General features: G+C 51.5%; 24 protein-coding genes. 10 read left to right on the plus strand and 14 right to left on the minus strand.

Annotated features, from left to right (window positions below; all coding sequences use genetic code 11):
* Window positions 1–6: 6 nt before the first annotated feature.
* From hypA to yghX, 9 genes are all read right to left on the minus strand, one after another.
* A complete protein-coding gene (hypA, locus tag FEK43_RS01060; protein WP_000544957.1) occupies window positions 7–348 on the minus strand; it encodes a hydrogenase maturation nickel metallochaperone HypA in 342 nt (113 codons plus the stop codon).
* Entirely contained in the window at window positions 341–829 is a 489-nt protein-coding gene (gene hybE, locus FEK43_RS01065) for a hydrogenase-2 assembly chaperone (RefSeq protein WP_000796938.1), read from the minus strand. Before hybE ends, hypA begins: the two co-directional genes overlap by 8 nt.
* The gene (locus tag FEK43_RS01070) at window positions 822–1,316 is read right to left on the minus strand and encodes a HyaD/HybD family hydrogenase maturation endopeptidase (protein ID WP_001221941.1); all 495 of its coding nucleotides are present in this window, start codon (window positions 1,314–1,316) and stop codon (window positions 822–824) included. The genes hybE and FEK43_RS01070 overlap by 8 nt, the downstream gene beginning before the upstream one ends.
* Window positions 1,316–3,019: a hydrogenase 2 large subunit gene (gene hybC, locus FEK43_RS01075; RefSeq protein WP_000083065.1), complete on the minus strand. Its 1,704-nt coding sequence runs from the start codon at window positions 3,017–3,019 to the stop codon at window positions 1,316–1,318. Before hybC ends, FEK43_RS01070 begins: the two co-directional genes overlap by 1 nt.
* The gene (gene hybB / locus FEK43_RS01080) at window positions 3,016–4,194 is read right to left on the minus strand and encodes a Ni/Fe-hydrogenase cytochrome b subunit (protein ID WP_000017694.1); all 1,179 of its coding nucleotides are present in this window, start codon (window positions 4,192–4,194) and stop codon (window positions 3,016–3,018) included. Before hybB ends, hybC begins: the two co-directional genes overlap by 4 nt.
* Entirely contained in the window at window positions 4,184–5,170 is a 987-nt protein-coding gene (gene hybA / locus FEK43_RS01085; RefSeq protein WP_001081870.1) for a hydrogenase 2 operon protein HybA, read from the minus strand. The genes hybB and hybA overlap by 11 nt, the downstream gene beginning before the upstream one ends.
* A gap of 2 nt (window positions 5,171–5,172) precedes the next feature.
* Entirely contained in the window at window positions 5,173–6,291 is a 1,119-nt protein-coding gene (hybO, locus tag FEK43_RS01090) for a hydrogenase 2 small subunit (RefSeq protein ID WP_130208025.1), read from the minus strand.
* A gap of 188 nt (window positions 6,292–6,479) precedes the next feature.
* Complete coding sequence (gene yghW / locus FEK43_RS01095; protein WP_001059136.1) at window positions 6,480–6,767, minus strand: DUF2623 family protein YghW; 288 nt, start codon at window positions 6,765–6,767, stop codon at window positions 6,480–6,482.
* A 118-nt stretch (window positions 6,768–6,885) separates the two neighbouring features.
* Entirely contained in the window at window positions 6,886–7,773 is an 888-nt protein-coding gene (yghX, locus tag FEK43_RS01100) for a YghX family hydrolase (RefSeq protein ID WP_130208029.1), read from the minus strand.
* Between the two features lie 156 nt (window positions 7,774–7,929).
* Here yghX and gpr point away from each other — a divergent pair, with 156 nt between their 5' ends.
* Complete coding sequence (gene gpr, locus FEK43_RS01105) at window positions 7,930–8,970, plus strand: L-glyceraldehyde 3-phosphate reductase (protein ID WP_135407870.1); 1,041 nt, start codon at window positions 7,930–7,932, stop codon at window positions 8,968–8,970.
* Window positions 8,971–9,009: 39 nt separating this feature from the next.
* On the opposite strand, the gene FEK43_RS01110 is transcribed toward gpr, so the two are convergent.
* Window positions 9,010–9,504, minus strand: a complete 495-nt coding sequence (locus FEK43_RS01110; protein ID WP_000439331.1) for a TIGR00645 family protein — start codon at window positions 9,502–9,504, stop codon at window positions 9,010–9,012.
* A gap of 190 nt (window positions 9,505–9,694) precedes the next feature.
* Between FEK43_RS01110 and yghA the strand changes: the two genes are divergently transcribed.
* On the plus strand, window positions 9,695–10,579 hold the full coding sequence (gene yghA / locus FEK43_RS01115) for an NADP(+)-dependent aldehyde reductase (RefSeq protein WP_135407872.1): 885 nt from the start codon (window positions 9,695–9,697) through the stop codon (window positions 10,577–10,579).
* A 158-nt stretch (window positions 10,580–10,737) separates the two neighbouring features.
* Here yghA and exbD read toward each other — a convergent pair whose 3' ends face one another.
* Window positions 10,738–11,163: a TonB system transport protein ExbD gene (gene exbD, locus FEK43_RS01120; RefSeq protein ID WP_130208035.1), complete on the minus strand. Its 426-nt coding sequence runs from the start codon at window positions 11,161–11,163 to the stop codon at window positions 10,738–10,740.
* A 6-nt stretch (window positions 11,164–11,169) separates the two neighbouring features.
* Complete coding sequence (exbB, locus tag FEK43_RS01125) at window positions 11,170–11,904, minus strand: tol-pal system-associated acyl-CoA thioesterase (protein WP_130208037.1); 735 nt, start codon at window positions 11,902–11,904, stop codon at window positions 11,170–11,172.
* 251 nt (window positions 11,905–12,155) lie between these two features.
* Here exbB and metC point away from each other — a divergent pair, with 251 nt between their 5' ends.
* Together metC and yghB are read left to right on the plus strand one after the other, a co-directional pair.
* Window positions 12,156–13,343 (plus strand): cystathionine beta-lyase, encoded by a 1,188-nt coding sequence (metC, locus tag FEK43_RS01130; protein ID WP_130208039.1) that lies wholly within the window; start codon window positions 12,156–12,158, stop codon window positions 13,341–13,343.
* A 138-nt stretch (window positions 13,344–13,481) separates the two neighbouring features.
* Window positions 13,482–14,141 carry a DedA family general envelope maintenance protein YghB gene (gene yghB / locus FEK43_RS01135; protein WP_064529651.1) on the plus strand — a complete coding sequence of 220 codons (660 nt, stop codon included), beginning with the start codon at window positions 13,482–13,484 and terminating at the stop codon, window positions 14,139–14,141.
* A 39-nt stretch (window positions 14,142–14,180) separates the two neighbouring features.
* Here yghB and yqhC read toward each other — a convergent pair whose 3' ends face one another.
* Window positions 14,181–15,080 carry a DNA-binding transcriptional regulator YqhC gene (yqhC, locus tag FEK43_RS01140; RefSeq protein ID WP_138158408.1) on the minus strand — a complete coding sequence of 300 codons (900 nt, stop codon included), beginning with the start codon at window positions 15,078–15,080 and terminating at the stop codon, window positions 14,181–14,183.
* 193 nt (window positions 15,081–15,273) lie between these two features.
* On the opposite strand from yqhC, the gene yqhD reads away from it, so the two are divergent.
* From yqhD to yqhH, 5 genes are all read left to right on the plus strand, one after another.
* The gene (gene yqhD, locus FEK43_RS01145; RefSeq protein ID WP_130208043.1) at window positions 15,274–16,437 is read left to right on the plus strand and encodes an alcohol dehydrogenase; all 1,164 of its coding nucleotides are present in this window, start codon (window positions 15,274–15,276) and stop codon (window positions 16,435–16,437) included.
* Between the two features lie 103 nt (window positions 16,438–16,540).
* Entirely contained in the window at window positions 16,541–17,368 is an 828-nt protein-coding gene (dkgA, locus tag FEK43_RS01150) for a 2,5-didehydrogluconate reductase DkgA (RefSeq protein WP_130208045.1), read from the plus strand.
* Window positions 17,369–17,567: 199 nt separating this feature from the next.
* Window positions 17,568–18,494, plus strand: a complete 927-nt coding sequence (locus FEK43_RS01155; protein WP_135407875.1) for a YbjP/YqhG family protein — start codon at window positions 17,568–17,570, stop codon at window positions 18,492–18,494.
* Between the two features lie 35 nt (window positions 18,495–18,529).
* Window positions 18,530–18,778, plus strand: a complete 249-nt coding sequence (locus FEK43_RS01160; protein WP_130210311.1) for an LPP leucine zipper domain-containing protein — start codon at window positions 18,530–18,532, stop codon at window positions 18,776–18,778.
* A gap of 61 nt (window positions 18,779–18,839) precedes the next feature.
* Window positions 18,840–19,097, plus strand: a complete 258-nt coding sequence (gene yqhH / locus FEK43_RS01165) for a lipoprotein YqhH (RefSeq protein ID WP_130210313.1) — start codon at window positions 18,840–18,842, stop codon at window positions 19,095–19,097.
* 41 nt (window positions 19,098–19,138) lie between these two features.
* Here the strand turns inward: yqhH and FEK43_RS01170 are convergent, their stop codons facing one another.
* Entirely contained in the window at window positions 19,139–21,358 is a 2,220-nt protein-coding gene (locus tag FEK43_RS01170) for a YgiQ family radical SAM protein (RefSeq protein ID WP_000095187.1), read from the minus strand.
* Between the two features lie 249 nt (window positions 21,359–21,607).
* On the opposite strand from FEK43_RS01170, the gene FEK43_RS01175 reads away from it, so the two are divergent.
* Entirely contained in the window at window positions 21,608–22,357 is a 750-nt protein-coding gene (locus tag FEK43_RS01175) for a FadR/GntR family transcriptional regulator (protein WP_130210319.1), read from the plus strand.
* Window positions 22,358–22,363: the final 6 nt, after the last annotated feature.

The following is a 22,363-nucleotide window of genomic DNA, read 5'->3' on the forward strand; positions in this document are numbered from 1 at the left end:
CTCCGGTTATTCAACTTCAATACTTTTGACGATCAGCGAATCGCCGGTATCGACACGCAACCGCTCGCCGTGACAGAGCGGACACTGCGCATCGTGCTGATGAATCTCCACCACCTGGCTGCAATCCCAGCACCAAGCCTGGGCGGGTTTATAGACGATATGTAAATCGCACCCTTGCGCCACCGTTCCCTGGCAGACAATTTCAAAACTAAAACGGACGGCGCTCTCCTCAACGCAGGAGAGCGCGCCAATTTCCAGCCACACGGCGGTGACGCGCTTAACATCGTGCTGCTCCGCCTGCCGTTGGATAATCTCAACGGCGCTCTGGCAAAGCGACAACTCATGCATTTTCGCCACTCCTGCGACCAAACAGCAGGGCGCGACGCCCTGCATGTGGTACATCCGGATTAGTGACTGGCAGCGAAAGGATCATTCGCGCGCAGTCATCCGTCAGGCGTTGGCCCTCTTCAATCGACATGCTGTGCGAAAGCGGCGACATCAGCGAGCAGGAGAGGTATTGCGACACACCGTCCAGTTCGCCAACGGTAAAGGTCATAGTGCCATACGGCAGTTGCAGACCGATTTTTTCACTCACTTTGCGCAGCGGCCAAAGTTGATCCGGGCCGGGGAAGATAACTGCACTCAGCATCCACGGGGTGATCACACACCCCGTCCACTGACCTTCGAACAGCGTAAAGTCGGAAACATACACCGGCATTGAAGGATGCAGAAAAGAGAGATCGTGCATCGAACGCCGGGCAATTTCTTCAAATGCTGCCTGTACTTGCGCCTTCGGGGAGGTCTGGAAACCTGCTATCTCTTCAGCCATGAGTTGCCTCCCGTGGGATAGCTTCCACGCCTGATTCGCGCAGCGCAGCCAGAACCTGCTCAAGCGCAGGTTCAATCATTGCTTCAACCGTCGGCGTTAAGCCGATGTGCGGCTCCAGTGATTCCGGGATCACGCCGACCAGGGTCAGCTTTTTCGGAAACTCACCGGTGAAGCGCAGGGCCGACAAGACGTCGGCCAGGCCAAGCTGATGCGGAGAGATTTTGTTGGTAAACAACGCCGGAACTTCTTCATCCCGCAGGATCATCATCGTTCCCGGCGCGTTCTTTTTCGAGACAATGGCATCGGCGATAATCAGATGATCGCGATTTGCCATGTCGCCAAGCAGCTCCATTCCCGCCGTGCCGCCATCGAGGATCTCAACATAATCCGGCAGAATGTATCGTTGCTCTAACGCTTCAACAATCCGCACACCGATGGCTTCATCGGTCAGCAAAATATTGCCGACCCCTAAGACTAAAATACGCATTACAGAACCTTCACTGAAACCACTTCGTTGCCGTCGGCATCCACTACGTGTACCGCACAGGCCATGCACGGGTCGAAGGAGTGAATGGTACGCACCACTTCCAGCGGTTTATTCGGATCGGCAACCGGCGTGCCCACCAGCGACTGCTCGTAAGGACCGACGTCATCATTGAAGTTACGCGGACCGGAGTTCCAGGTTGATGGAACAACCGCCTGGTAGTTGCTGATGATACCGTCTTTGATCACCATCCAGTGAGAGAGCATACCGCGCGGTGCTTCAAGGAAGCCAACGCCTTTGAACTCGCCCGTTGCCGGAATGTTCGGCTTCACAAAGGTGGTGTGATCTCCTTTGCCGATATTGGTGATCAGTGCACTGTACTGGTTTTGCAGGATATCCTGCAATTCGCAGCAGTGAACGGTACGACCAATAATACGGCCCAGCGTGGAGTGCAGCTGCGCCACTTCCAGCGTGTTGCCAGTCAGTTTCTGATAAATCGCAACGATTTCATTCAGTTTGTTCTGGGTAGACTCGCGACCTGCCGCCAGTTTCACCAGCATGTTAGCCAGCGGCCCCACTTCTACCGTTTTGCCGTAGAAAGTCGGCGATTTCACCCAGGAGTATTTACCGTCGTCAGACCAACCGTCGTAAGCCGGAATGGTGGTGCCTTCCCACGGTGCCTGCGGCGCTTCGTCTTTATACCAGGAGTGCTTCGCGCTTTCCTGAATCCCTTTGATCAGGTATTCATCGGAATGAGAAGTGATCGGACGATACGAGGACAGATCCGCATTCTCAATGTAGCCGCCCGGGAACAGGAAGCTGCCGTTTTTGCTGTCGGTCGGGAATTCCGGCACGCTCAGGTAGTTCACCGCACCTTTACCGCGCGTCAGCCATTCCGGGTAGAACGCGGCGATAACGGCGGTATCAACCTTGTAAACCTGCTCAACAAAGTCGCTCAGCTTGTCGATGAAAGACTTGATGTACATCAGGCGCTCAAGGTTCAGCACACCCAGACCGTCGAGGTTGATCGGGTTCGCGACCCCACCTACCGCCAGGTTCTGAATGTGCGGCGTTTTACCGCCCAGCAGCGCCACGACGCGGTTAGCGTCACGCTGGCATTCCAACGCTTGCAGGTAGTGCGCTACCGCAATCAGGTTCACTTCCGGCGGCAGTTTCATCGCCGGGTGACCCCAGTAGCCATTGGCGAAAATACCCAGCTGACCGCTGGCAACCAGATCTTTGATCTTGTTCTGAACTTTGGTGAACTCTTCCGGGCTGTTCAGATGCCAGGTCGAAACGCCTTTCAGCATTTCGGAGGCTTTGGTTGGATCAGCTTGCAGTGCAGAAGTGATGTCCACCCAGTCCAGCGCCGAAAGCTGATAGAAATGAACGATATGGTCATGCGTGGTGTGCGCAGCCAGAATGATGTTACGGATGTATTGCGCGTTAACCGGAACGTCGATATTCAGCGCACTCTCTGCCGCACGAACGGAAGACAGTGCGTGAGTAGTAGTACATACGCCACAGATACGTTGCACAATCATCCATGCATCGCGCGGATCGCGGTTTTTCACGATCTCTTCCATGCCGCGCCACATGGTACCGGAAGCCCATGCTTTCGAAACGACGCCATTTTCGATTTCGCAATCGATGCGTAAATGCCCTTCAATTCGGGTTACCGGATCAATAGTAATTCTCTGGCTCATGCTTTGCTCGCCTCATGACGATTATGATCGTTTTGTTTTAAAGGAGGAAGTATCGGCAGTAGACGAATGAGTACGATGTAAGCGCAAATCTCAATAGCCACAAAACCAATAGAAATCAACAGTTCTTCCCAGGTCGGGAAGTAGGCGTAACCGCCGCCCGGGTTGAATGCCACCAGCGAATAGGTCAGACGCCAGGTTGCACAACCTAACAGCGCGCTCAGTGCTGACAGGAACAACATGCGGGAATCATTACGCAGCTTCGCCACACGCAGAACCACCAGCGGGAAGAGCATCAGCAGGACTTCAATCCAGAACATCACGGAGTAGAAGTCACCGGCAAACGCTAACGACAGCTTGTCGCGATAGATAAGCTCGCCAAAGCGCAGCACGATGAAAATCGCCAGCAGTACGCTGATGGTATTCGTCAGCTTGACGAACAGGCTCTTTTCATCTGGACCATTGCCACGCAGACCCGCCTGCACCAACGAACCTTCAAAGATGACAATCGAGAAGCCCATGATGAACGCCGTCAGCAGCGAGAACAGCGGCAACATTTCATAGCTCTGCCACAGCGGATGCACTTTGTAGCCCGCCGAGATCATCAGCGACCCCATTGAAGACTGGTGCATGGTCGGCAACAGCGCGCCAAGTGCAATGATGAAGAACATCACCTTGTTCAGACGCTTGAGAGAAACCTTCCAGCCCAGACGTTCAAACAGTGCCGGAGCAAACTCCAGTGCCATCACGCCGATGTAGATGGTCATACAGACCGCCGTCTCGAACAGTACCGAGTTCACGTTAAAGTGACCCGGAATGTAGAAGTACGGCAGGTTCCAGTAACGACCAACGTCGATGGTGATCGACAAGCCGCCCAGTGAATAACCGAACAGACTTGCCAACAGCGCCGGACGCACCAGCGGATGGTATTGCCCACGGTTAAAGACGTATACCGCCCACGCCAGCGCCCAGCCACCACAGGCAAAGCCGGTGCCGATCAACAGGTCAAACGCGATCCACACGCCCCACGGGAAGCCGCCGTTCAGGTCGGAGACAGAGCCCAGACCGAACACCAGACGCTTCACAATCAGGAGCATACAGATGACGATTAACGGTCCAAAAATCATGACCGGTTTACTGATGATTTTGCCGCCCAGCGGTTGTGGATCATGACTCATGATCGTCTCCTCCGTCGTGATGGTCGTTTTTGGTGTTGCGACGAACCAGCACGGTTAAGCCCGCCAGCACAGCCAGTGGTAGCATCATGCCTTTATACAGGGTGTGTTGAATATTTTCGGAACGCGCACCGGTAGAAAGATCGTCCAGTTTCGGCAGGTCGAGATTTTCATAAGGAACGCCCGTCAGTACCAGAACCTGAGTACCGCCGCCCTCTTTCTCGCCGTACAGATGCGGATAATATTTCGGCACCGTATGCAGGTAAGTGTCGCCAGATTTCAGCGTCTGACGCGGATAGTGGTATTCGCTGCCAGGCTTCAGCGCCAGACGTTTTTTCGCCTCCGCCATCAGCTCTTCACGCGTACCAAAAATCACCGCCCCCGCCGGGCATACTTCTACGCAGCCAGGCAGACCGCCTTTATCGAGACGTTCCACACCTTTCTGGTTGCACAGCTCACATTTATGCAGCGCACCAAACGGGTTGTTGTAGTCGTACTTCGGCACGTTGTACGGACAGGCAACCATGCAGTAACGGCAGCCGGTGCACACATCTTTGTCGTAATGGACAATGCCGGTTTTCGGATCTTTTTTCAGTGCAGAAACCGGACACACGGAGACACAGTTCGGATCGACGCAATGCATACACTGTTTCTTAATGTACGCGTAGCCGTTCTCTTCCTGGTCTTTGTTGACGCCCGTGCCGCTGGTCCACACCTGAATGATGTTATTGGTATACGGCGACAGTTTGTCGTTGTTCGACCAGGTCTGTTCCCCTTGCGGGTTACGTTCAGGGAAGTTGATATCCTGACACTTGGTGACGCAAGCCTGACAGCCTACGCACAAGGTCGAGTCGTACAACATACCCAGCGATCCCGGAATTGGCGGGCGGTTTTCAGCAGCCGCATGACTGACAGACGGCAGTGCGCCCGTCAGCAATGCCCCGCAGGAGGCTGCTTTAATAAAATTACGTCTGTTCACGGTTATTCTCCCCGTGAGTCAGCGTTATCTTTCTTTTGCTGACGACCCAGTTCACGCACCGCCATCACGCTGACACCGGCAACCAGCCCAACCACACCGCCGAGCAAACCGATAGCGCCCGCAGAGACGTTGCCGCCTTCTTTAGCGTTGACATCCGGTTTTTGTGAACGCGGCGTCTGGTTTTCGACGTTGGCAAGCTGATGGATGCCTTTATGGAAGCCGACACCTTCTTCGTTACAGCCATAGCATGGGTGACCAATTGCCACCGGCCACACGCCGCCAACGTCGCAGAATTGCAGCGTTGAGCAGTTGCCGTAAGTTTCTGGCCCTTTACAGCCGAGGTGGTACAGGCACCAGCCTTCGCGGTGGCCTTCATCGCCGAACTCTTTGGCAAAACGACCAGCATCGAAGTGCGGACGACGTTCGCAATGTTCGTGAATCAGACGACCATAAGCGAAGGTCGGGCGGTTTTTGTTATCCAGCTTCGGCGGTTTACCGTAAGTGATGATGTGCGCAACGGTCGCGAGGAAGTTGTGCGGGTTCGGCGGGCAGCCTGGAATGTTAATAACGGTTTTGCCTGGCAGAACTTCTTGCAGGCTGACCGCGCCAGTCGGGTTAACCCCGGCAGCGGCGACGCCGCCCCACGCGGAGCAGGAACCGATAGCGATAATGGCTGCTGCGCCTTCTGCCGCTTTGCGGATGTGGTCCACAATCGGCTCACCGGCAACCATGCAATAAATACCGTTATCTTTTAATGGGATGGAACCATCCACAACCAACACATACTGCCCTTTGTATTTCTCGAGCGCGTTGTGTTTGTTCTCTTCAACCTGATGGCCGAAGGCGGCAGAAAGCACTTCGTGATACTCCAGAGAGATAGTCTCCAGCACGAGGTTTTCTACCGTTGGATGCGTCGCACGAAGCAGAGATTCCGTACAACCGGTGCATTCCTGCGCGCCAATCCAGATAACCGGCGGGCGCTGCGGGTTAGTGACCGATTCGGCCATCTCTGCGGCGGCTTTGCTACTTAACCCCATGGTGGCGGCTAATGCTGCACAAAGCTTCATGAAATCACGACGATTAATGCCGTGAGAATGGATGAGGGTGTTATCTCCAGTCATTTATAGTTATTCCGTTGCGAAGACCTGGCATATATTTTGCCTCAACCGCAAAATCAATAATGCGATCGATGCGCCATTTACCACACATTTATTATGGTTATCATTACAATGATACTGCGGCGGGGCGCTAAAACGAAGGGAATAAGCATTAGTGTAATTAATTAAAGCAAGATAATACGTATGTTTGATCAATTTTCGAGGCGATAACCCGCCATAAAAAAGCGCAACGTAGAACAGGAATTATTCTCACGAAAGAAATCCATTACCATCTCTTTATCCAGCCCATAACGGCGCGTCAGAATACCCGCTTCCCAGGCGCTGAGCTGGCGATCGCCGGTCTTTTCATACATCCGGTGCGAGTAGCCTAATACAAAACCACGTTTATAATCGGCGCAAAATTTAGTCACATTAACTGCACTGTCGGCATGCGTTGCTTTTAATCCCGCCATTAAGCCTTTACCGAAATGGTTATTCATCGTTTACCTCAAACGTTATATATCAGTATATATAGCGATATTTTAGGCAAACTCCGACTTTTACGCACGCTATTTTTTCCTGCACATGTAGGACGTTATCCTTTAAGGGATAAACACTTCAGGAAAGATATTTATCGAACCATGTCAGCGTCCTTTGCCAGGCAAGATCGGCGGCTGATTTGTCATAACGTGGCGTGGAATCATTATGGAATCCATGGTTAACCCCCGGATAAATATACGCTTCATAGACTTTGTTATTAGCCTTCAACGCCGCCTCGTAAGCGGGCCAGCCCTCATTGATTCGGGTGTCCAGTTCAGCATAGTGGAGCAGTAAAGGCGCTTCGATCTTTGCCACATCGGCAGTAGGTGCCTGGCGACCATAAAACGGCACCGCGCAGGCCAGTTCCGGATACGCCACGGCAGCCGCGTTCGAGACACCACCGCCATAGCAAAATCCGGTTATGCCAACTTTGCCCGAGGCTTGGGGATAGCGTTGCATAAACTCAATTGCGGCAAAGAAATCATTCATCAGTTTGGTTGGATCAACCTGCTGTTGCAGTTCGCGGCCTTTATCATCATTTCCCGGGTAACCACCAACGGAACTTAAACCGTCGGGTGCCAGAGCGATGTATCCCGCTTTAGCCACCCGCCGTGCTACATCTTCGATATACGGATTCAGCCCACGATTTTCATGTACGACCACCACAGCGGGTGTTTTGTCGCCCATCTTCGCAGGTTTCACCAGATAACCACGAACCTCGCCGTGACCATTTGGCGAAGGATATGTGATGTACTCAGCGACAATCTCCGGGTCGGTAAACTCCACCTGGGTCGCCCACGCGTAATTTGGCTTGAGCAAATCAAACAACGCTAACGCCGTCATCCCGCCCACCGCGTACTTCGCTGCCAGGTTGAGGAACTCACGTTTCGATATTTTCCCGTGAGCGTAATAGTCGTAGTAATCCAGCAACTCTTGCGGAAAATCTTTGGCGGTCAAACGCGGCATCGTTTTACTCCTCAACTGTTGTTTTTTTAAGCAAAGCATAAGCGTGTGTTTTTGCCCAGTTTTTCGTCACTCTGTGAGCGATGCTACGGGATACGTCCAGGTAAATCGCTAGACTAGAAACATTGTTTCGAAATTGAATGGTGGAAAGGAGATGTCATGGTCTGGTTAGCGAATCCCGAACGTTACGGGCAGATGCAGTACCGGTATTGCGGAAAAAGCGGTTTACGCCTGCCCGCGTTATCGCTCGGTTTATGGCACAATTTCGGTCACGTTAACGCGCTGGAATCACAGCGCGCGATCCTGCGTAAAGCGTTTGATTTAGGCATTACGCACTTTGATTTAGCCAACAATTACGGGCCGCCTCCAGGAAGTGCAGAAGAGAACTTTGGTCGCCTGCTGCGGGAGGATTTTGCCGCTTATCGCGATGAACTGATTATCTCTACCAAAGCCGGATACGATATGTGGCCCGGCCCGTACGGCTCTGGCGGCTCACGTAAATACCTGCTCGCCAGCCTCGACCAAAGCCTGAAGCGTATGGGGCTTGAGTATGTCGATATCTTTTACTCTCATCGCGTCGATGAAAATACGCCAATGGAAGAAACCGCCTCTGCGCTTGCCCATGCGGTGCAAAGTGGTAAGGCGCTGTATGTTGGGATCTCTTCATACTCGCCAGAGCGGACGCAAAAAATGGTCGAGTTGCTGCGCGAATGGAAAATTCCGCTGTTAATTCATCAGCCTTCATACAATTTACTGAACCGCTGGGTGGATAAAAGTGGCCTGCTGGATACCCTGCAAAATAACGGCGTGGGCTGCATTGCCTTCACTCCACTGGCCCAGGGATTGCTGACCGGAAAATATCTCAACGGCATTCCTGAAGATTCACGGATGCATCGCGAAGGTCATAAAGTGCGCGGCCTGACACCGAAAATGCTCACCGACGCTAACCTCAACAGCCTGCGGTTATTGAATGAAATGGCGCAGCAGCGCGGTCAGTCGATGGCGCAAATGGCGTTAAGCTGGTTGCTGAAAGATGAGCGAGTGACGTCGGTATTGATTGGTGCCAGTCGTCCAGAGCAACTGGAGGAGAACGTGCAGGCATTGAATAATCTGGCGTTTAGTGCCGAAGAACTGGCGCAGATTGACCAGAATATCGCCGATGGCGAGCTAAACCTGTGGCAAGCATCTTCCGATAAATAACAAGTTAATACCGGGCGCGAGAACCGCGCCCGAATCAGATCAGTGATTATGACGAGTCAGTCGGTCAAGATAGCCCATCACAAATGCAGAAAGCACAAACGTCAGATGGATAATGACGTACCACATCAGTTTATTATCCGGGACATTTTTCGCATCCATAAAGACGCGCAGTAAGTGAATGGAAGAGATTGCCACAATCGACGCTGCCACTTTGTTTTTTAGCGACGTTGCGTCCATTTTCCCCAGCCAGTTCAGTTTCTCTTTGTTCTCGGAGATATCCAGCTGCGAGACGAAATTCTCATAACCGGAAAACATCACCATCACCAGCAAACCGCCAACCAGCGTCATATCCACCAGCGACAGCAACACGAGGATCAAATCTGATTCTGCCATTGAGAAGATATTCGGCAGGACGTGAATAATCTCCTGAAAGAACTTCAGCGCCAGGGCAACCAGCGCCAGCGAAAGGCCAAAGTACACGGGGGCAAGCAGCCAGCGAGAAGCATACATTGCATTTTCAAGAAAACGTTCCATACATTCCTGTCGTGTAGTTAAAACGGGCAACAGTATATCGCAATTGAGTTAACAGCACGCAACAGCAAATCAACATATACGTTAACCCGTTATCGCATAAATCCGAGGTTTAGGGATCTTCCTGGTTCCCTGATTACCGTGGCGCGTGCGTCTACCCTTAAAGGACGTTGAACCTGAAGGGAGAAAAGCGATGTCTCATTTAAAAGACCCGACCACACAGTATTACACTGGTGAATATCCCAAACAGAAACAACCAGCGCCCGGCATTCAGACGAAGATGACGCCCGTGCCAGATTGCGGCGAGAAAACCTATGTCGGTAGCGGTCGCCTGAAAGATCGTAAAGCACTGGTGACAGGGGGCGATTCCGGAATCGGTCGCGCTGCCGCCATCGCTTACGCGCGTGAAGGCGCTGACGTGGCGATCAGTTATCTTCCCGTGGAAGAAGAAGATGCTCAGGATGTGAAAAAGATCATTGAAGAATGCGGACGCAAAGCCATTCTGCTGCCGGGCGATTTAAGCGATGAGAAATTTGCCCGTTCGCTGGTTCACGACGCGCATAAGGCATTAGGCGGGCTGGATATTATGGCGCTGGTCGCCGGGAAACAGGTTGCCATTCCTGATATTGCAGACCTCACCAGCGAACAGTTTCAAAAGACCTTTACCATTAACGTTTTCGCGCTGTTCTGGCTAACCCAGGAAGCAATTCCCCTGCTACCGAAAGGCGCCAGTATCATCACCACTTCGTCAATCCAGGCCTACCAGCCAAGCCCGCATTTGCTGGACTATGCGGCTACGAAGGCGGCGATTCTGAACTACAGCCGTGGCCTGGCAAAACAAGTCGCGGAGAAAGGTATTCGGGTGAATATTGTCGCGCCAGGCCCTATCTGGACAGCACTGCAAATTTCCGGCGGACAGACGCAGGATAAGATCCCGCAGTTTGGTCAGAAAACACCGATGAAACGTGCGGGGCAACCGGCGGAGCTGGCCCCTGTATATGTTTATCTGGCAAGTCAGGAGTCGAGCTATGTCACCGCAGAAGTGCACGGCGTGTGTGGCGGCGAACATTTAGGCTAAAAAATACCCGGTTGTGTGATAGCAACCGGGCATCATTGTGCTTTTAACCTTGCCGGATGCGGCGTAAACGCCTTATCTGGCCTACCAGCTAGTGCAAATTCAACACGTTGCGATAGATTTTGTAGGCCAGATAAGCGTAGCGCATCAGGCAATTCTCTTTACTTCGCTTTGGCAGTTTCTTCGCCGACCAGACCAATCTTCAGGTAACCTGCCTGATGCAGCTTATCCATTACCTTCATCAACATCTCGTAGTCGACGGTCTTATCTGCACGGAAGAAGATGGTAGTATCTTTCTTACCTTCGGTTAACGCATTCAGCGCCGTAACCATCGTTTCATCGGTGACCGGATCGTTACCGATAAACATTGAGTTGTCCGCCTTCACCGACAGATAAACCGGTTTTTCCGGGCGCGGCTGCGGCGTGCTGGTAGAAGCAGGCAAGTTCACCTTCACATCTACCGTCGCTAACGGTGCCGCCACCATAAAGATAATCAGCAGAACCAACATCACGTCGATAAACGGCGTCACGTTGATATCATGCATTTCGCCGTTATCGTCGAGGTTTTCGTTAAGATGCATTGCCATCGGACATTATCCTGCGCGTAATTTTTGTGCAACACGAACCGGATGCGCAGCGGCGCTGGCTTCCAGATCCAGGTCACGGCTTTGCAGCAACAATACCTGCGCTGCGACATCGCCAAGCATCGCTTTAAAGCCGCCAATCTGGCGTGCAAATACGTTATAGATAACGACCGCCGGAATCGCTGCCACCAGACCGATTGCCGTTGCCAGCAACGCTTCTGCAATACCCGGTGCAACCACTGCCAGGTTGGTAGTTTGCGTTTGCGCGATACCAATAAAGCTGTTCATGATGCCCCAGACCGTACCAAACAGACCAACGAACGGCGAAATTGCGCCGATGGTAGCAAGATAACCGTTCCCGCGGCCCATTTGACGACCTACTGCGGCGACCCGACGCTCAAGGCGGAAACTGGTACGCTCTTTAATACCTTCGTTATCGTCGCTGCCTTCTGACAGTTCCAGCTCGTTCTGCGCTTCATTGAGCAAATGCAGGCTTAAGCTTTTGCTACCAAAATCAGCGGCGATATCGCTGGCCTGGTTTAAAGAGCGTGCTTCAGCCAGCAGTTGCTGCTCGCGCTTCAGGCGACGCTTCTGGTTGAAGAACTCTACGCTCTTACTGAAAAAGATTGCCCAGGTGACTACGGAGGCCAGAATCAGCCCAATCATCACGCACTTAACGACAATATCGGCGTGCTGATACATACCCCAGACGGAAAGGTCCGTCTGCATTAAATTATTACCCACTGTGTATCTCCAGGACGCAAGTCACAAAATCTGCGCACAATAATATCAAAACGACGTCGAATTGATAGTCGTTCTCATTACTATTTGCATACTGCCGTACCTTTGCTTTCTTTTCTTTGCGTTTACGCAGTAAAAAAGTCACCAGTACACCTTTTGCGAAATTTTTCTGCTTTATGCCAATTCTTCAGGATGCGCATGACCTCATTCGTGCTAGTTTAGACATCCAGACGTATAAAAACAGGAATCCCAACATGGCAGACAAACAACTTGATACTCAACTGGTCAATGCAGGACGTAGCAAAAAATACACTCTCGGCGCGGTAAATAGCGTGATTCAGCGCGCCTCTTCGCTGGTCTTTGACAGTGTGGAAGCCAAAAAACATGCGACGCGCAATCGCGCCAATGGCGAGTTGTTCTATGGACGGCGCGGAACGTTAACCCATTTCTCCTTACAAGAAGCGATGTGCGAACTGGAAGGTGGCGCAGGTTGCGCGCTGTTTCCTTGCGGGGCGGCAGCGGTTGCCAATTCCATTCTTGCTTTTGTTGAACAGGGCGATCATGTGTTGATGACCAATACCGCCTACGAGCCGAGCCAGGATTTCTGTAGCAAAATCCTCAGCAAGTTGGGCGTAACGACATCATGGTTTGATCCGCTGATTGGTGCCGATATCGTTAAACATCTGCAGCCAAACACTAAAATCGTGTTTCTGGAATCGCCAGGCTCCATCACCATGGAAGTCCACGACGTTCCGGCGATTGTTGCCGCCGTACGCAGTGTGGTGCCGGACGCCATCATTATGATCGATAACACCTGGGCTGCCGGAGTGCTGTTCAAAGCTCTTGATTTTGGTATTGATGTTTCTATTCAGGCCGCCACCAAATATCTGGTAGGGCATTCGGATGCGATGATTGGCACTGCTGTGTGCAATGCCCGTTGCTGGGAGCAACTGCGGGAAAATGCCTATCTGATGGGGCAGATGGTCGACGCCGATACCGCCTATATGACCAGTCGTGGCCTGCGTACACTGGGCGTGCGTCTGCGCCAACATCATGAAAGCAGCCTGAAAGTGGCAGAATGGCTGGCCGCACATCCGCAGGTTGAGCGAGTTAACCACCCTGCTCTGCCAGGCAGTAAAGGCCATGAGTTCTGGAAACGAGACTTTACAGGTAGCAGCGGACTATTTTCCTTTGTACTGAAGAAAAAACTTAATGATGAAGAACTGGCGAACTATCTGGATAACTTCAGGTTATTCAGCATGGCCTTCTCATGGGGCGGGTATGAATCCTTGATCCTCGCGAACCAGCCAGAACATCTCGCCGCCATCCGCCCACAAGGTAAGATCGATTTTAGCGGCACCTTGATTCGCCTGCATATTGGTCTGGAAAACGTCGACGATCTGATTGCCGATCTGGACGCCGGCTTCGCGCGAATTGTGTAACGTTGCCAATTTGGACAATTTTGCAGACATTTAATTGTGAATAGTCTTAAATTGTTGCGTCCGGGATCAAGGCGTCCCGGACGATTCAGGAGTACAATAGTCAAATTAAGGCTTAAACGCTGTTCCACAGGAAAGTCCATGGCTGTTATTCAAGATATTATCGCTGCGCTCTGGCAACATGACTTTGCCGCGCTGGCGGACCCTCACATTGTTAGCGTTGTTTACTTTGTCATGTTTGCCACGCTGTTTTTAGAAAACGGCCTGCTGCCCGCCTCATTTTTGCCTGGCGACAGCTTGTTGATTCTGGCTGGCGCATTGATTGCCCAGGGGGTTATGGATTTTCTGCCAACAATCACGATTCTGACTGCCGCAGCCAGCCTGGGTTGTTGGTTGAGTTACATTCAGGGGCGCTGGCTGGGTAATACCAAAACGGTGAAAGGCTGGCTGGCGCAGCTTCCGGCCAAATATCACCAGCGTGCCACCTGTATGTTTGACCGCCACGGTCTGCTGGCGCTGCTTGCTGGACGTTTTCTCGCCTTTGTCCGCACGCTGCTGCCAACCATGGCGGGGATTTCCGGACTGCCAAACCGCCGCTTCCAGTTTTTCAACTGGTTAAGCGGGTTGTTATGGGTCAGCGTGGTAACCAGTTTCGGCTATGCCTTAAGCATGATCCCGTTTGTAAAACGCCATGAAGATCAGGTGATGACGTTCCTGATGATCCTGCCGATTGCCTTGCTAACCGCTGGCTTGCTAGGCACGCTGTTCGTGGTGATTAAAAAAAAGTACTCTAGTGCCTGACGATTTCCTCCGTTCCCGGTGGCCATGCCGGGAACGCATTTAACTCCCCTGCATCGCCCGCATTCTGGCGGCATCTTCTCCCGGCGTCACACCGAAATAACGTTTAAACTCACGGCTAAATTGCGACGCGCTTTCATAGCCGACGCGCATCGCCGCCGCGCTGGCCTTCATGCCGTCGTGGATTATCATCATTCGCGCCTTATGCAGACGGTAATTCTTCAGATACTGCAACGGCGAGGTACTGGTGACAGACTTAAAATTATGGTGGAACGCCGAAACGCTCATATTGGCTTCTGCTGCCAGTTGCTCAACGCTCAGGTTTTCGGTGTATTTATTCTCAATTCGTTTCAGTACGCGGCTAATCAGGCTGAAATGCGTCTGGCGACTGACCAGTGCCAGTAACGCGCCGCCGCAAGGCCCCGTCAGCACATAGTAAAGAATTTCGCGGATAATCTGTTTACCGAGAATGCGCGCATCCAGCGGTCGTTCCATCACATCCAGTAACCGCTCCGCCGCGCATAAAATCTCTTCGGACAATGTAGCGGAATTTATACCGCTGGCAGCCATCGACGGCTGGAAATGTTCATCTTCGCCAATGTCCATCAACAGCTCTTGTAACTGCAAAATATCGACATTGAGACGCACCCCCGCCAGCGGCACCTCTGGCGTGGCATAGGTTTCGCACTCAAACGGCAACGGCACCGTCAGCAGCAGGTATTCATTGGCGTCATAGCGAAACACGCGTTCATTGATATAACCGATTTTATGCCCGGAAAAGAGAATTATGATGCCAGGTTCATACATCACTGGCGTACGCGCACCGGGGTTCTCACCATACAATAAGCGCACATCAGGCAACATATCTGACAAACTATTTTCTTTATCTTTCAGTCTATTAATTTTATCCGTCAGTAGGCGGCATATCTCTTCACGTTTCATATCGCGTAATTTCTTAGGAATAATGCGGCAATTTGATTGTGCGCAATTTTGTACCATTTCTCCAGTACCCTGGAGAAATAGGCAAGACATTGGCAGAAATGAGCATTGAGAGCCACGACGCAGGCGACCACAATGAAAAACATCAGGCAGACCGATCTCTGCCCTCATATTGACCCAGCAAAGGGAGCAAGTAATGAACAACTTTAATCTGCACACCCCAACCCGCATTCTGTTTGGTAAAGGCGCAATCGCTGGTTTACGCGAGCAAATTCCTCATGGCGCCCGCGTATTGATTACCTACGGCGGTGGTAGTGTGAAAAAAACCGGCGTCCTCGATCAAGTTCTGGATGCATTGAAAGGTATGGACGTGCTGGAGTTTGGCGGTATCGAACCAAACCCGTCTTATGAAACGCTGATGAACGCCGTAAAACTGGTTCGCGAACAGAAAGTGACTTTCCTGTTGGCGGTTGGCGGCGGGTCCGTGCTGGATGGCACCAAATTTATCGCCGCAGCGGCTAACTATCCGGAAAATATTGATCCGTGGCACATTCTGCAAACGGGCGGTAAAGAGATTAAAAGCGCTATCCCGATGGGCTGTGTGCTGACGCTGCCAGCGACCGGTTCTGAATCTAACGCGGGCGCGGTTATCTCCCGTAAAACCACTGGCGACAAACAGGCGTTCCATTCTGCCCATGTTCAGCCGGTATTTGCCGTACTCGATCCGGTTTATACCTACACCCTGCCGCCGCGCCAGGTGGCTAACGGCGTAGTGGACGCCTTTGTGCACACCGTAGAACAGTATGTAACCAAACCGGTTGATGCCAAAATCCAGGATCGCTTCGCAGAAGGTATTTTGCTGACGCTGATCGAAGATGGTCCGAAGGCCCTGAAAGAACCAGAAAACTACGATGTGCGCGCCAACGTTATGTGGGCGGCGACCCAAGCGCTGAACGGTTTAATTGGCGCAGGTGTACCTCAGGACTGGGCAACGCATATGCTGGGCCACGAACTGACCGCTATGCACGGTCTGGATCACGCACAAACTCTGGCTATCGTCCTGCCTGCTCTGTGGAATGAAAAACGCGACACCAAGCGTGCGAAACTGCTGCAATACGCTGAACGCGTCTGGAACATCACCGAAGGTTCCGACGACGAGCGCATTGACGCCGCGATTGCCGCTACCCGTAACTTCTTCGAGCAATTAGGCGTGCCGACGCATCTTTCCGACTACGGTCTGGACGGCAGCTCTATCCCGGCATTGCTGAAAAAACTGGAAGAACACGGCATGACCCAACTGGGCGAAAATCATGACATTACGCTGGAAGTCAGCCGCCGCATCTACGAAGCCGCCCGTTAAGCTTTTTACGCCTCAAACTTTCGTTTTCGGGCATTTCGTCCAGACTTAAGTTCACAACATCTCACCGGAGCCTGCTCCGGTGAGTTCATATAAGGAGGAACGTATGGCTAATCCAACCGTTATTAAGCTACAGGACGGCAATGTCATGCCCCAGCTGGGACTGGGCGTCTGGCAAGCAAGTAATGAGGAAGTTATCACCGCTATTCAAAAAGCGTTAGAAGTGGGTTATCGTTCGATTGATACCGCCGCAGCCTACAAGAACGAAGAAGGTGTCGGTAAAGCCCTGAAAAATTCCGCACTTAACAGAGAAGATCTGTTCATCACCACTAAACTGTGGAACGACAACCACAAGCGCCCCCGCGAAGCCCTACTCAACAGTCTGAAAAAACTCCAGCTTGATTATATCGACCTCTACTTAATGCACTGGCCCGTTCCCGCAATCGACCATTATGTCGAAGCATGGAAAGGAATGATTGAGCTGCAAAAAGAGGGATTAATCAAAAGTATCGGCGTCTGCAATTTCCAGATCCACCATCTTCAGCGCCTGATTGATGAAACTGGCGTGGCGCCTGTTATTAACCAGATAGAACTTCACCCGCTGATGCAGCAACGTCAGTTGCATGCCTGGAACGCCACACACAAAATCCAGACCGAATCCTGGAGCCCATTAGCCCAGGGCGGGAAAGGCGTATTCGATCAGAAAATCATTCGCGATCTGGCAGATAAGTATGGCAAAACCCCGGCACAGATTGTTATCCGCTGGCATCTGGATAGCGGACTGGTCGTAATCCCGAAATCAGTCACCCCTTCACGAATTGCTGAAAACTTCGATGTCTGGGATTTCCGTCTCGACAAAGACGAACTTGGTGACATTGCAAAACTCGACCAGGGTAAACGCCTCGGCCCCGATCCCGACCAGTTCAGCGGCTAACGCACAAATTCTCCCGGTAGCGGTAATGTTCCGCTACCGGACTTTTCAGAAATCATTTATTCCCCTAGCCTCCCGCCCGTTGTTACTCTCCCCTGTTCAGGAACACCAGATATAAGGACATCATCATGCGGAGCTGGAAGCTCTTAAAGGAACAACTCATCTACACCAGGGATAAACGCAATGGAGAGGTGAAAAACAGATGAAAATAATGGTTCTGTTTTTGGCAGCCTTTTTAAGTTTTACCCTCCAGGCGCAATCCCCCTCGCTAACCGCTGAACAAACAGTCAGGCAGATTTATCAACACTATACCGGTGGGGCTAGTGTTCCTTATTTCGCTGATAACAGTGAGCAAGCAATAACATCAACGCGAATGCAAAAGGCACTAACCTTGAATGACAATCTCACACTGCCGGGTAATATTGGCTGGCTGGATTACGATCCGGTTTGCGATTGTCAGGATTACGGCGATCTGGTGTTAGAAAGTGTCGCGGTTACTCAAACGGATGCCGATCACGTAGATGCCCTTGTGCGCTTTCGTCCCTATAAAGACGATAAAGAAAAGACCACGCAAACACTGAAAATGGTGGCAGAAAATGGTCGTTGGGTGATTGATGATATTGTCAGCAATCATGGCAGCGTCTGGCAGTCAGTTAACGGTGAGAATGAAAAAATATTGGCGCTACTGGCATCGCTGCAAAAAGAGCAACCTGAAGCCTTTGTCGCCGAGTTGTTTGACCATATCACTCATTATAGCTGGCCCTGGACGTGGGTTGTTTCCAACACCTATCGCCAGGCTGTTAATGCCTTCTATAAAACTACCTTCAAGACTGACAGTAACTCCGATGAAGATATGCAATTAGAGCGGCAATTTATCTACGACAACCCAATCTGTTTTGGCGAAGAGTCGTTATTTTCACGCGTTGATGAAATTCGTGTGCTGGAGAAAACTGCCGACTCCGCTCGTATTTATGTTCGTTTTGCATTGACCAATGGCAACAGCGAAGAGCAAGAATTTGTTTTACAGCGGCGTGAAGGTAAGTGGGAAATTGCCGATTTTATCCGCCCAGGCGGCGGAAGTTTACTTAAACAGATTGAAGCGAAGACTGCCGCCAGATTACAGCGGTGAGCGGAATAATTAATACCAGATAAAGGAAACTGGAAATGAATAATCAACTGTTACTCTTTTTTCTAATGTTCATACTCACAGGCTGCGTCAGTAATGAAAAAATCAGTCATGTAGAAAATGATATTCATCTGATAAATATAAAAGTCGATCAACTCCAACAGGATATCAACGCTTTACGTCAGGAAATTCAGGTAGCGAAAGAAGCGGCAGAAAAAGTTAACACACGGCTGGATGATGCCGGAAGATGGCCAGACGGAATTTGGGCGCACCCGCCACGGTGGTAATACTCCACTAAACATCAATCAACCATTAATCATAACAATAAAAAACAGGGAGAAATAAATAATGAAAAAGACTTTCAGCGTGGGAACACTAATTCTGGTAACTGGCTTATTAAATGGGTGCGTCAATGAGCAAAAGGTCAATCAACTGGCGAGCAATGTGCAAACATTAAATGCCAAAATCACCCGACTTGAGCAGGATATGAAAGCATTACGCCCACAAATCTATGCGGCAAAATCTGAAGCTAACAGAGCCAATACGCGTCTTGATGCGCAGGACTATTTCGATTGCCTGCGCTGCTTGCGTATGTATGCGGAATGATAAAAAAATCCCCGGCAGCGTGTCAGTTGCCGGGGATTGTTTTAACGTCCGACCGCTGCTTTAGGGCGTTTCTTCGCGCCAGCATTCACCGGACGAGATTGCGTAGACGACGCTTTTTTTGCCGTAGCAGGCGTCTGACGCTGGGTCGCCATCGGCGTATGTTTGGTCAACGCCGGACGGGTATTGCGGTTCTGACGGCGAGCTTCGCGCATCTCTTCAATGGTTGGCGCAGGCACTAAGCAATCGCGACGGCTGCCAATCAGATGCTTTTTACCCATTGCTTCCAGCGCCTGACGGATTAACGGCCAGTTTGCCGGATCGTGATAACGCAACAACGCTTTATGCAAACGACGCTGCTTGTCGCCCTTCGGTACGAAGACGTCTTCACTCTTATAACCAATCTTCGCCAGCGGGTTTTTCCCGGTGTAATACATGGTGGTCGAGTTAGCCAGCGGCGATGGGTAGAAGTTCTGTACCTGGTCGAGGCGGAAGCGATGCTTTTTCAGCCACAGCGCCAGGTTCACCATATCTTCATCACGCGTACCCGGGTGCGCGGAGATGAAATAGGGGATCAGATACTGCTCTTTACCTGCCTGTTTGGAATAGGTATCGAACAGCTCTTTAAAGCGGTCATAGCTCCCCATGCCCGGCTTCATCATCTTCGACAACGGCCCTTCTTCGGTATGTTCCGGGGCAATCTTCAGATAACCGCCGACGTGATGGGTCGCCAGCTCTTTGATATAGCGTGGATCTTCTACGGCGATGTCATAACGCACGCCGGAGGCGATCAGGATCTTTTTAATCCCTTTCAGATCGCGCGCACGGCGATAGAGGTTGATCGTTGGTTCGTGATTCGTGTCCATATGCGGACAAATATCCGGATACACGCACGACAAACGGCGACAAGTTTGCTCGGCGCGTGGCGATTTGCAGCGCAACATATACATGTTGGCAGTTGGCCCACCGAGATCGGAAATCACGCCAGTAAAGCCAGGAACGGTGTCGCGGATCGCTTCAATCTCATTAATGATCGAATCTTCCGAACGGCTCTGAATAATGCGCCCTTCATGCTCGGTAATAGAGCAGAAAGAGCAGCCGCCAAAGCAGCCGCGCATAATATTGACCGAGAAACGAATCATTTCGTAAGCCGGAATACGGGCGTTACCATAAGCCGGATGTGGCACGCGCTTATACGGCAGCGCAAAGACGCTGTCCATCTCTTCGGTAGAAAGAGGAATAGCTGGCGGGTTGATCCACACATAGCGGTCGCCATGTTTTTGCATCAATGCCCGGGCGCAGCCTGGGTTAGTTTCGTGGTGCAAAATGCGCGAAGCATGAGCGTACAGAACTTTATCGCCCTTCACTTTCTCGAAAGAAGGCAGCAACACGTAGGTTTTTTCCCACGGTTTCGGGCGCGGTGGCTGCACGGTAACGGCTTTGGCTTCTTGTTTTTTCGGCGCCACCGGTTTGTTATCCGCGCACGGCAGGTCTTCACCATACGGATGCGGGATCGGGTCGATTTTGCCCGGAGTATCGAGACGGGTGGAATCCACGCCGCTCCAGCCTGGCAGCGCCTCTTTCACGATAATCGCGGTATTACGCACATCGCGGATTTCGCTAATCGGCTCGCCCATTGCCAGACGGTGCGCCACTTCCACCAGCGGACGCTCACCGTTACCGAACATCAGCATGTCGGCTTTAGAATCCACCAGCACCGAGCGGCGCACGGTGTCAGACCAATAATCATAATGCGCGGTACGACGCAGACTGGCTTCAATACCGCCGAGGATCACCGGCACATCTTTCCACGCCTCTTTACAACGCTGGGTATAAACCAGTGTGGCGCGATCCGGACGCTTACCTGCGACGTTATCCGGCGTGTAAGCGTCGTCATGACGTAAACGGCGATCGGCAGTGTAACGGTTGATCATCGAGTCCATATTGCCTGCGGTAACGCCGAAAAACAGATTCGGTTTACCCAGACGCATGAAATCGTCTTTGCTGCTCCAGTCCGGCTGGGCGATGATCCCAACGCGAAAGCCCTGCGCTTCCAGCATACGACCGCAAATCGCCATCCCGAAGCTTGGGTGATCGACATACGCGTCGCCAGTAACCAAAATGATGTCGCAGCTATCCCAGCCAAGTTGATCCATCTCTTCACGAGACATCGGCAAAAACGGTGCCGGTCCAAAACAGGCGGCCCAGTACTGCGGCCAGGAGAACAGGTCGCGATCCGGTTGGATCAGGGAGATAGAGCTCATTTTGCTTCCAGAAATGGTAAAAAAATAATCAAAGGCCGGGGATTATACGCTGTATCACGCGCGGAAATGAAGTGATGTTGATAAACGGTGACGAAATACCCTGGTGAAGTTTTCACTGCCGATCGGGGCAAACACATTTAAGGCTAGCGGTATCGTGGCAACTGCCGCTACTATTTATGCCGATCAGCAACGTTCAGGTCATGTTGCACGACGATCGGCTATCCGAGGACACCCACAGTAAGGCAAGGTATGGAACAGGTTATTACAAAGCGCCGCTATTACGATATTGGTCTACAAATTGAAGAGTTGCTGTATTCAGGCGTATTCAAAGCCGGAGAGCGCTTACCTTCAGAACGTGAACTGAGCGAGCGGTTTAATACCAGCCGGACTACCATTCGTGAAGCCATCATTATGCTGGAACTCAAAGGCGTACTGAATGTGAAGCAAGGGTCAGGGATCTTCTTTGTCGATTCCACCGATAAGCTCAATCAGAAATCATTAATGCCTTATTCAGAAATTGGCCCGTTCGAACTGTTGCAGGCACGCCAGGTGATCGAGAGCAATATTACCGGTTTTGCAGCCAGCCAGATCAGCTTTAACGAATTACAAGAATTAAAGAAAATCATTAGCTTGCAGGAAAAGGCGATCGCAGCGGAAAGTGATAAATTTGAAGAGCTGGATCACCGATTTCATAGCCTTATTGCCGAAGCAACGCAAAATCGTGTGCTGATCAAACAAGCCGCCGAATTATGGCGGGCAGTGCGCACAGAAAACCCCCGCTGGAAGAAGCTGAACTACAAGTATTTGCACGAAAAACCTTTGCGTCTGCAATGGCTGGAAGATCACCGGGCTATTGTCCTTGCGCTGCAACAGAAAGATTCAGAGCTTGCCAGAGAAGCGTCCTGGAACCATCTGGAAAACAGCAAAAATGAACTGATCAAAATCTTCAAACAAGACGCTTCCATTAGCGACTTTGATGACTTTTTCTTCGCTCGTTAACCTTCA

Source organism: Escherichia sp. E2562 (assembly GCF_005781075.1).
Lineage (GTDB): Bacteria > Pseudomonadota > Gammaproteobacteria > Enterobacterales > Enterobacteriaceae > Escherichia.

Bases quoted from the DNA above. Each gene is read 5' to 3' on its own strand.
- yghA (WP_135407872.1), top strand. From the start codon at position 9,695: ATGTCTCATTTAAAAGACCCGACCACACAGTATTACACTGGTGAATAT.
- metC (WP_130208039.1), top strand. From the start codon at position 12,156: ATGGCAGACAAACAACTTGATACTCAACTGGTCAATGCAGGACGTAGC.
- hybO (WP_130208025.1), bottom strand. From the start codon at position 6,291: ATGACTGGAGATAACACCCTCATCCATTCTCACGGCATTAATCGTCGT.
- FEK43_RS01070 (WP_001221941.1), bottom strand. From the start codon at position 1,316: ATGCGTATTTTAGTCTTAGGGGTCGGCAATATTTTGCTGACCGATGAA.
- hybE (WP_000796938.1), bottom strand. From the start codon at position 829: ATGGCTGAAGAGATAGCAGGTTTCCAGACCTCCCCGAAGGCGCAAGTA.
- yghX (WP_130208029.1), bottom strand. From the start codon at position 7,773: ATGCCGCGTTTGACCGCCAAAGATTTTCCGCAAGAGTTGCTGGATTAC.
- yqhD (WP_130208043.1), top strand. From the start codon at position 15,274: ATGAACAACTTTAATCTGCACACCCCAACCCGCATTCTGTTTGGTAAA.
- hybB (WP_000017694.1), bottom strand. From the start codon at position 4,194: ATGAGTCATGATCCACAACCGCTGGGCGGCAAAATCATCAGTAAACCG.
- hypA (WP_000544957.1), bottom strand. From the start codon at position 348: ATGCATGAGTTGTCGCTTTGCCAGAGCGCCGTTGAGATTATCCAACGG.
- FEK43_RS01170 (WP_000095187.1), bottom strand. From the start codon at position 21,358: ATGAGCTCTATCTCCCTGATCCAACCGGATCGCGACCTGTTCTCCTGG.
- dkgA (WP_130208045.1), top strand. From the start codon at position 16,541: ATGGCTAATCCAACCGTTATTAAGCTACAGGACGGCAATGTCATGCCC.
- yghW (WP_001059136.1), bottom strand. From the start codon at position 6,767: ATGAATAACCATTTCGGTAAAGGCTTAATGGCGGGATTAAAAGCAACG.
- gpr (WP_135407870.1), top strand. From the start codon at position 7,930: ATGGTCTGGTTAGCGAATCCCGAACGTTACGGGCAGATGCAGTACCGG.
- FEK43_RS01155 (WP_135407875.1), top strand. From the start codon at position 17,568: ATGAAAATAATGGTTCTGTTTTTGGCAGCCTTTTTAAGTTTTACCCTC.
- yghB (WP_064529651.1), top strand. From the start codon at position 13,482: ATGGCTGTTATTCAAGATATTATCGCTGCGCTCTGGCAACATGACTTT.
- yqhC (WP_138158408.1), bottom strand. From the start codon at position 15,080: ATGAAACGTGAAGAGATATGCCGCCTACTGACGGATAAAATTAATAGA.
- FEK43_RS01160 (WP_130210311.1), top strand. From the start codon at position 18,530: ATGAATAATCAACTGTTACTCTTTTTTCTAATGTTCATACTCACAGGC.
- exbD (WP_130208035.1), bottom strand. From the start codon at position 11,163: ATGGCAATGCATCTTAACGAAAACCTCGACGATAACGGCGAAATGCAT.
- yqhH (WP_130210313.1), top strand. From the start codon at position 18,840: ATGAAAAAGACTTTCAGCGTGGGAACACTAATTCTGGTAACTGGCTTA.
- FEK43_RS01175 (WP_130210319.1), top strand. From the start codon at position 21,608: ATGGAACAGGTTATTACAAAGCGCCGCTATTACGATATTGGTCTACAA.
- FEK43_RS01110 (WP_000439331.1), bottom strand. From the start codon at position 9,504: ATGGAACGTTTTCTTGAAAATGCAATGTATGCTTCTCGCTGGCTGCTT.
- hybC (WP_000083065.1), bottom strand. From the start codon at position 3,019: ATGAGCCAGAGAATTACTATTGATCCGGTAACCCGAATTGAAGGGCAT.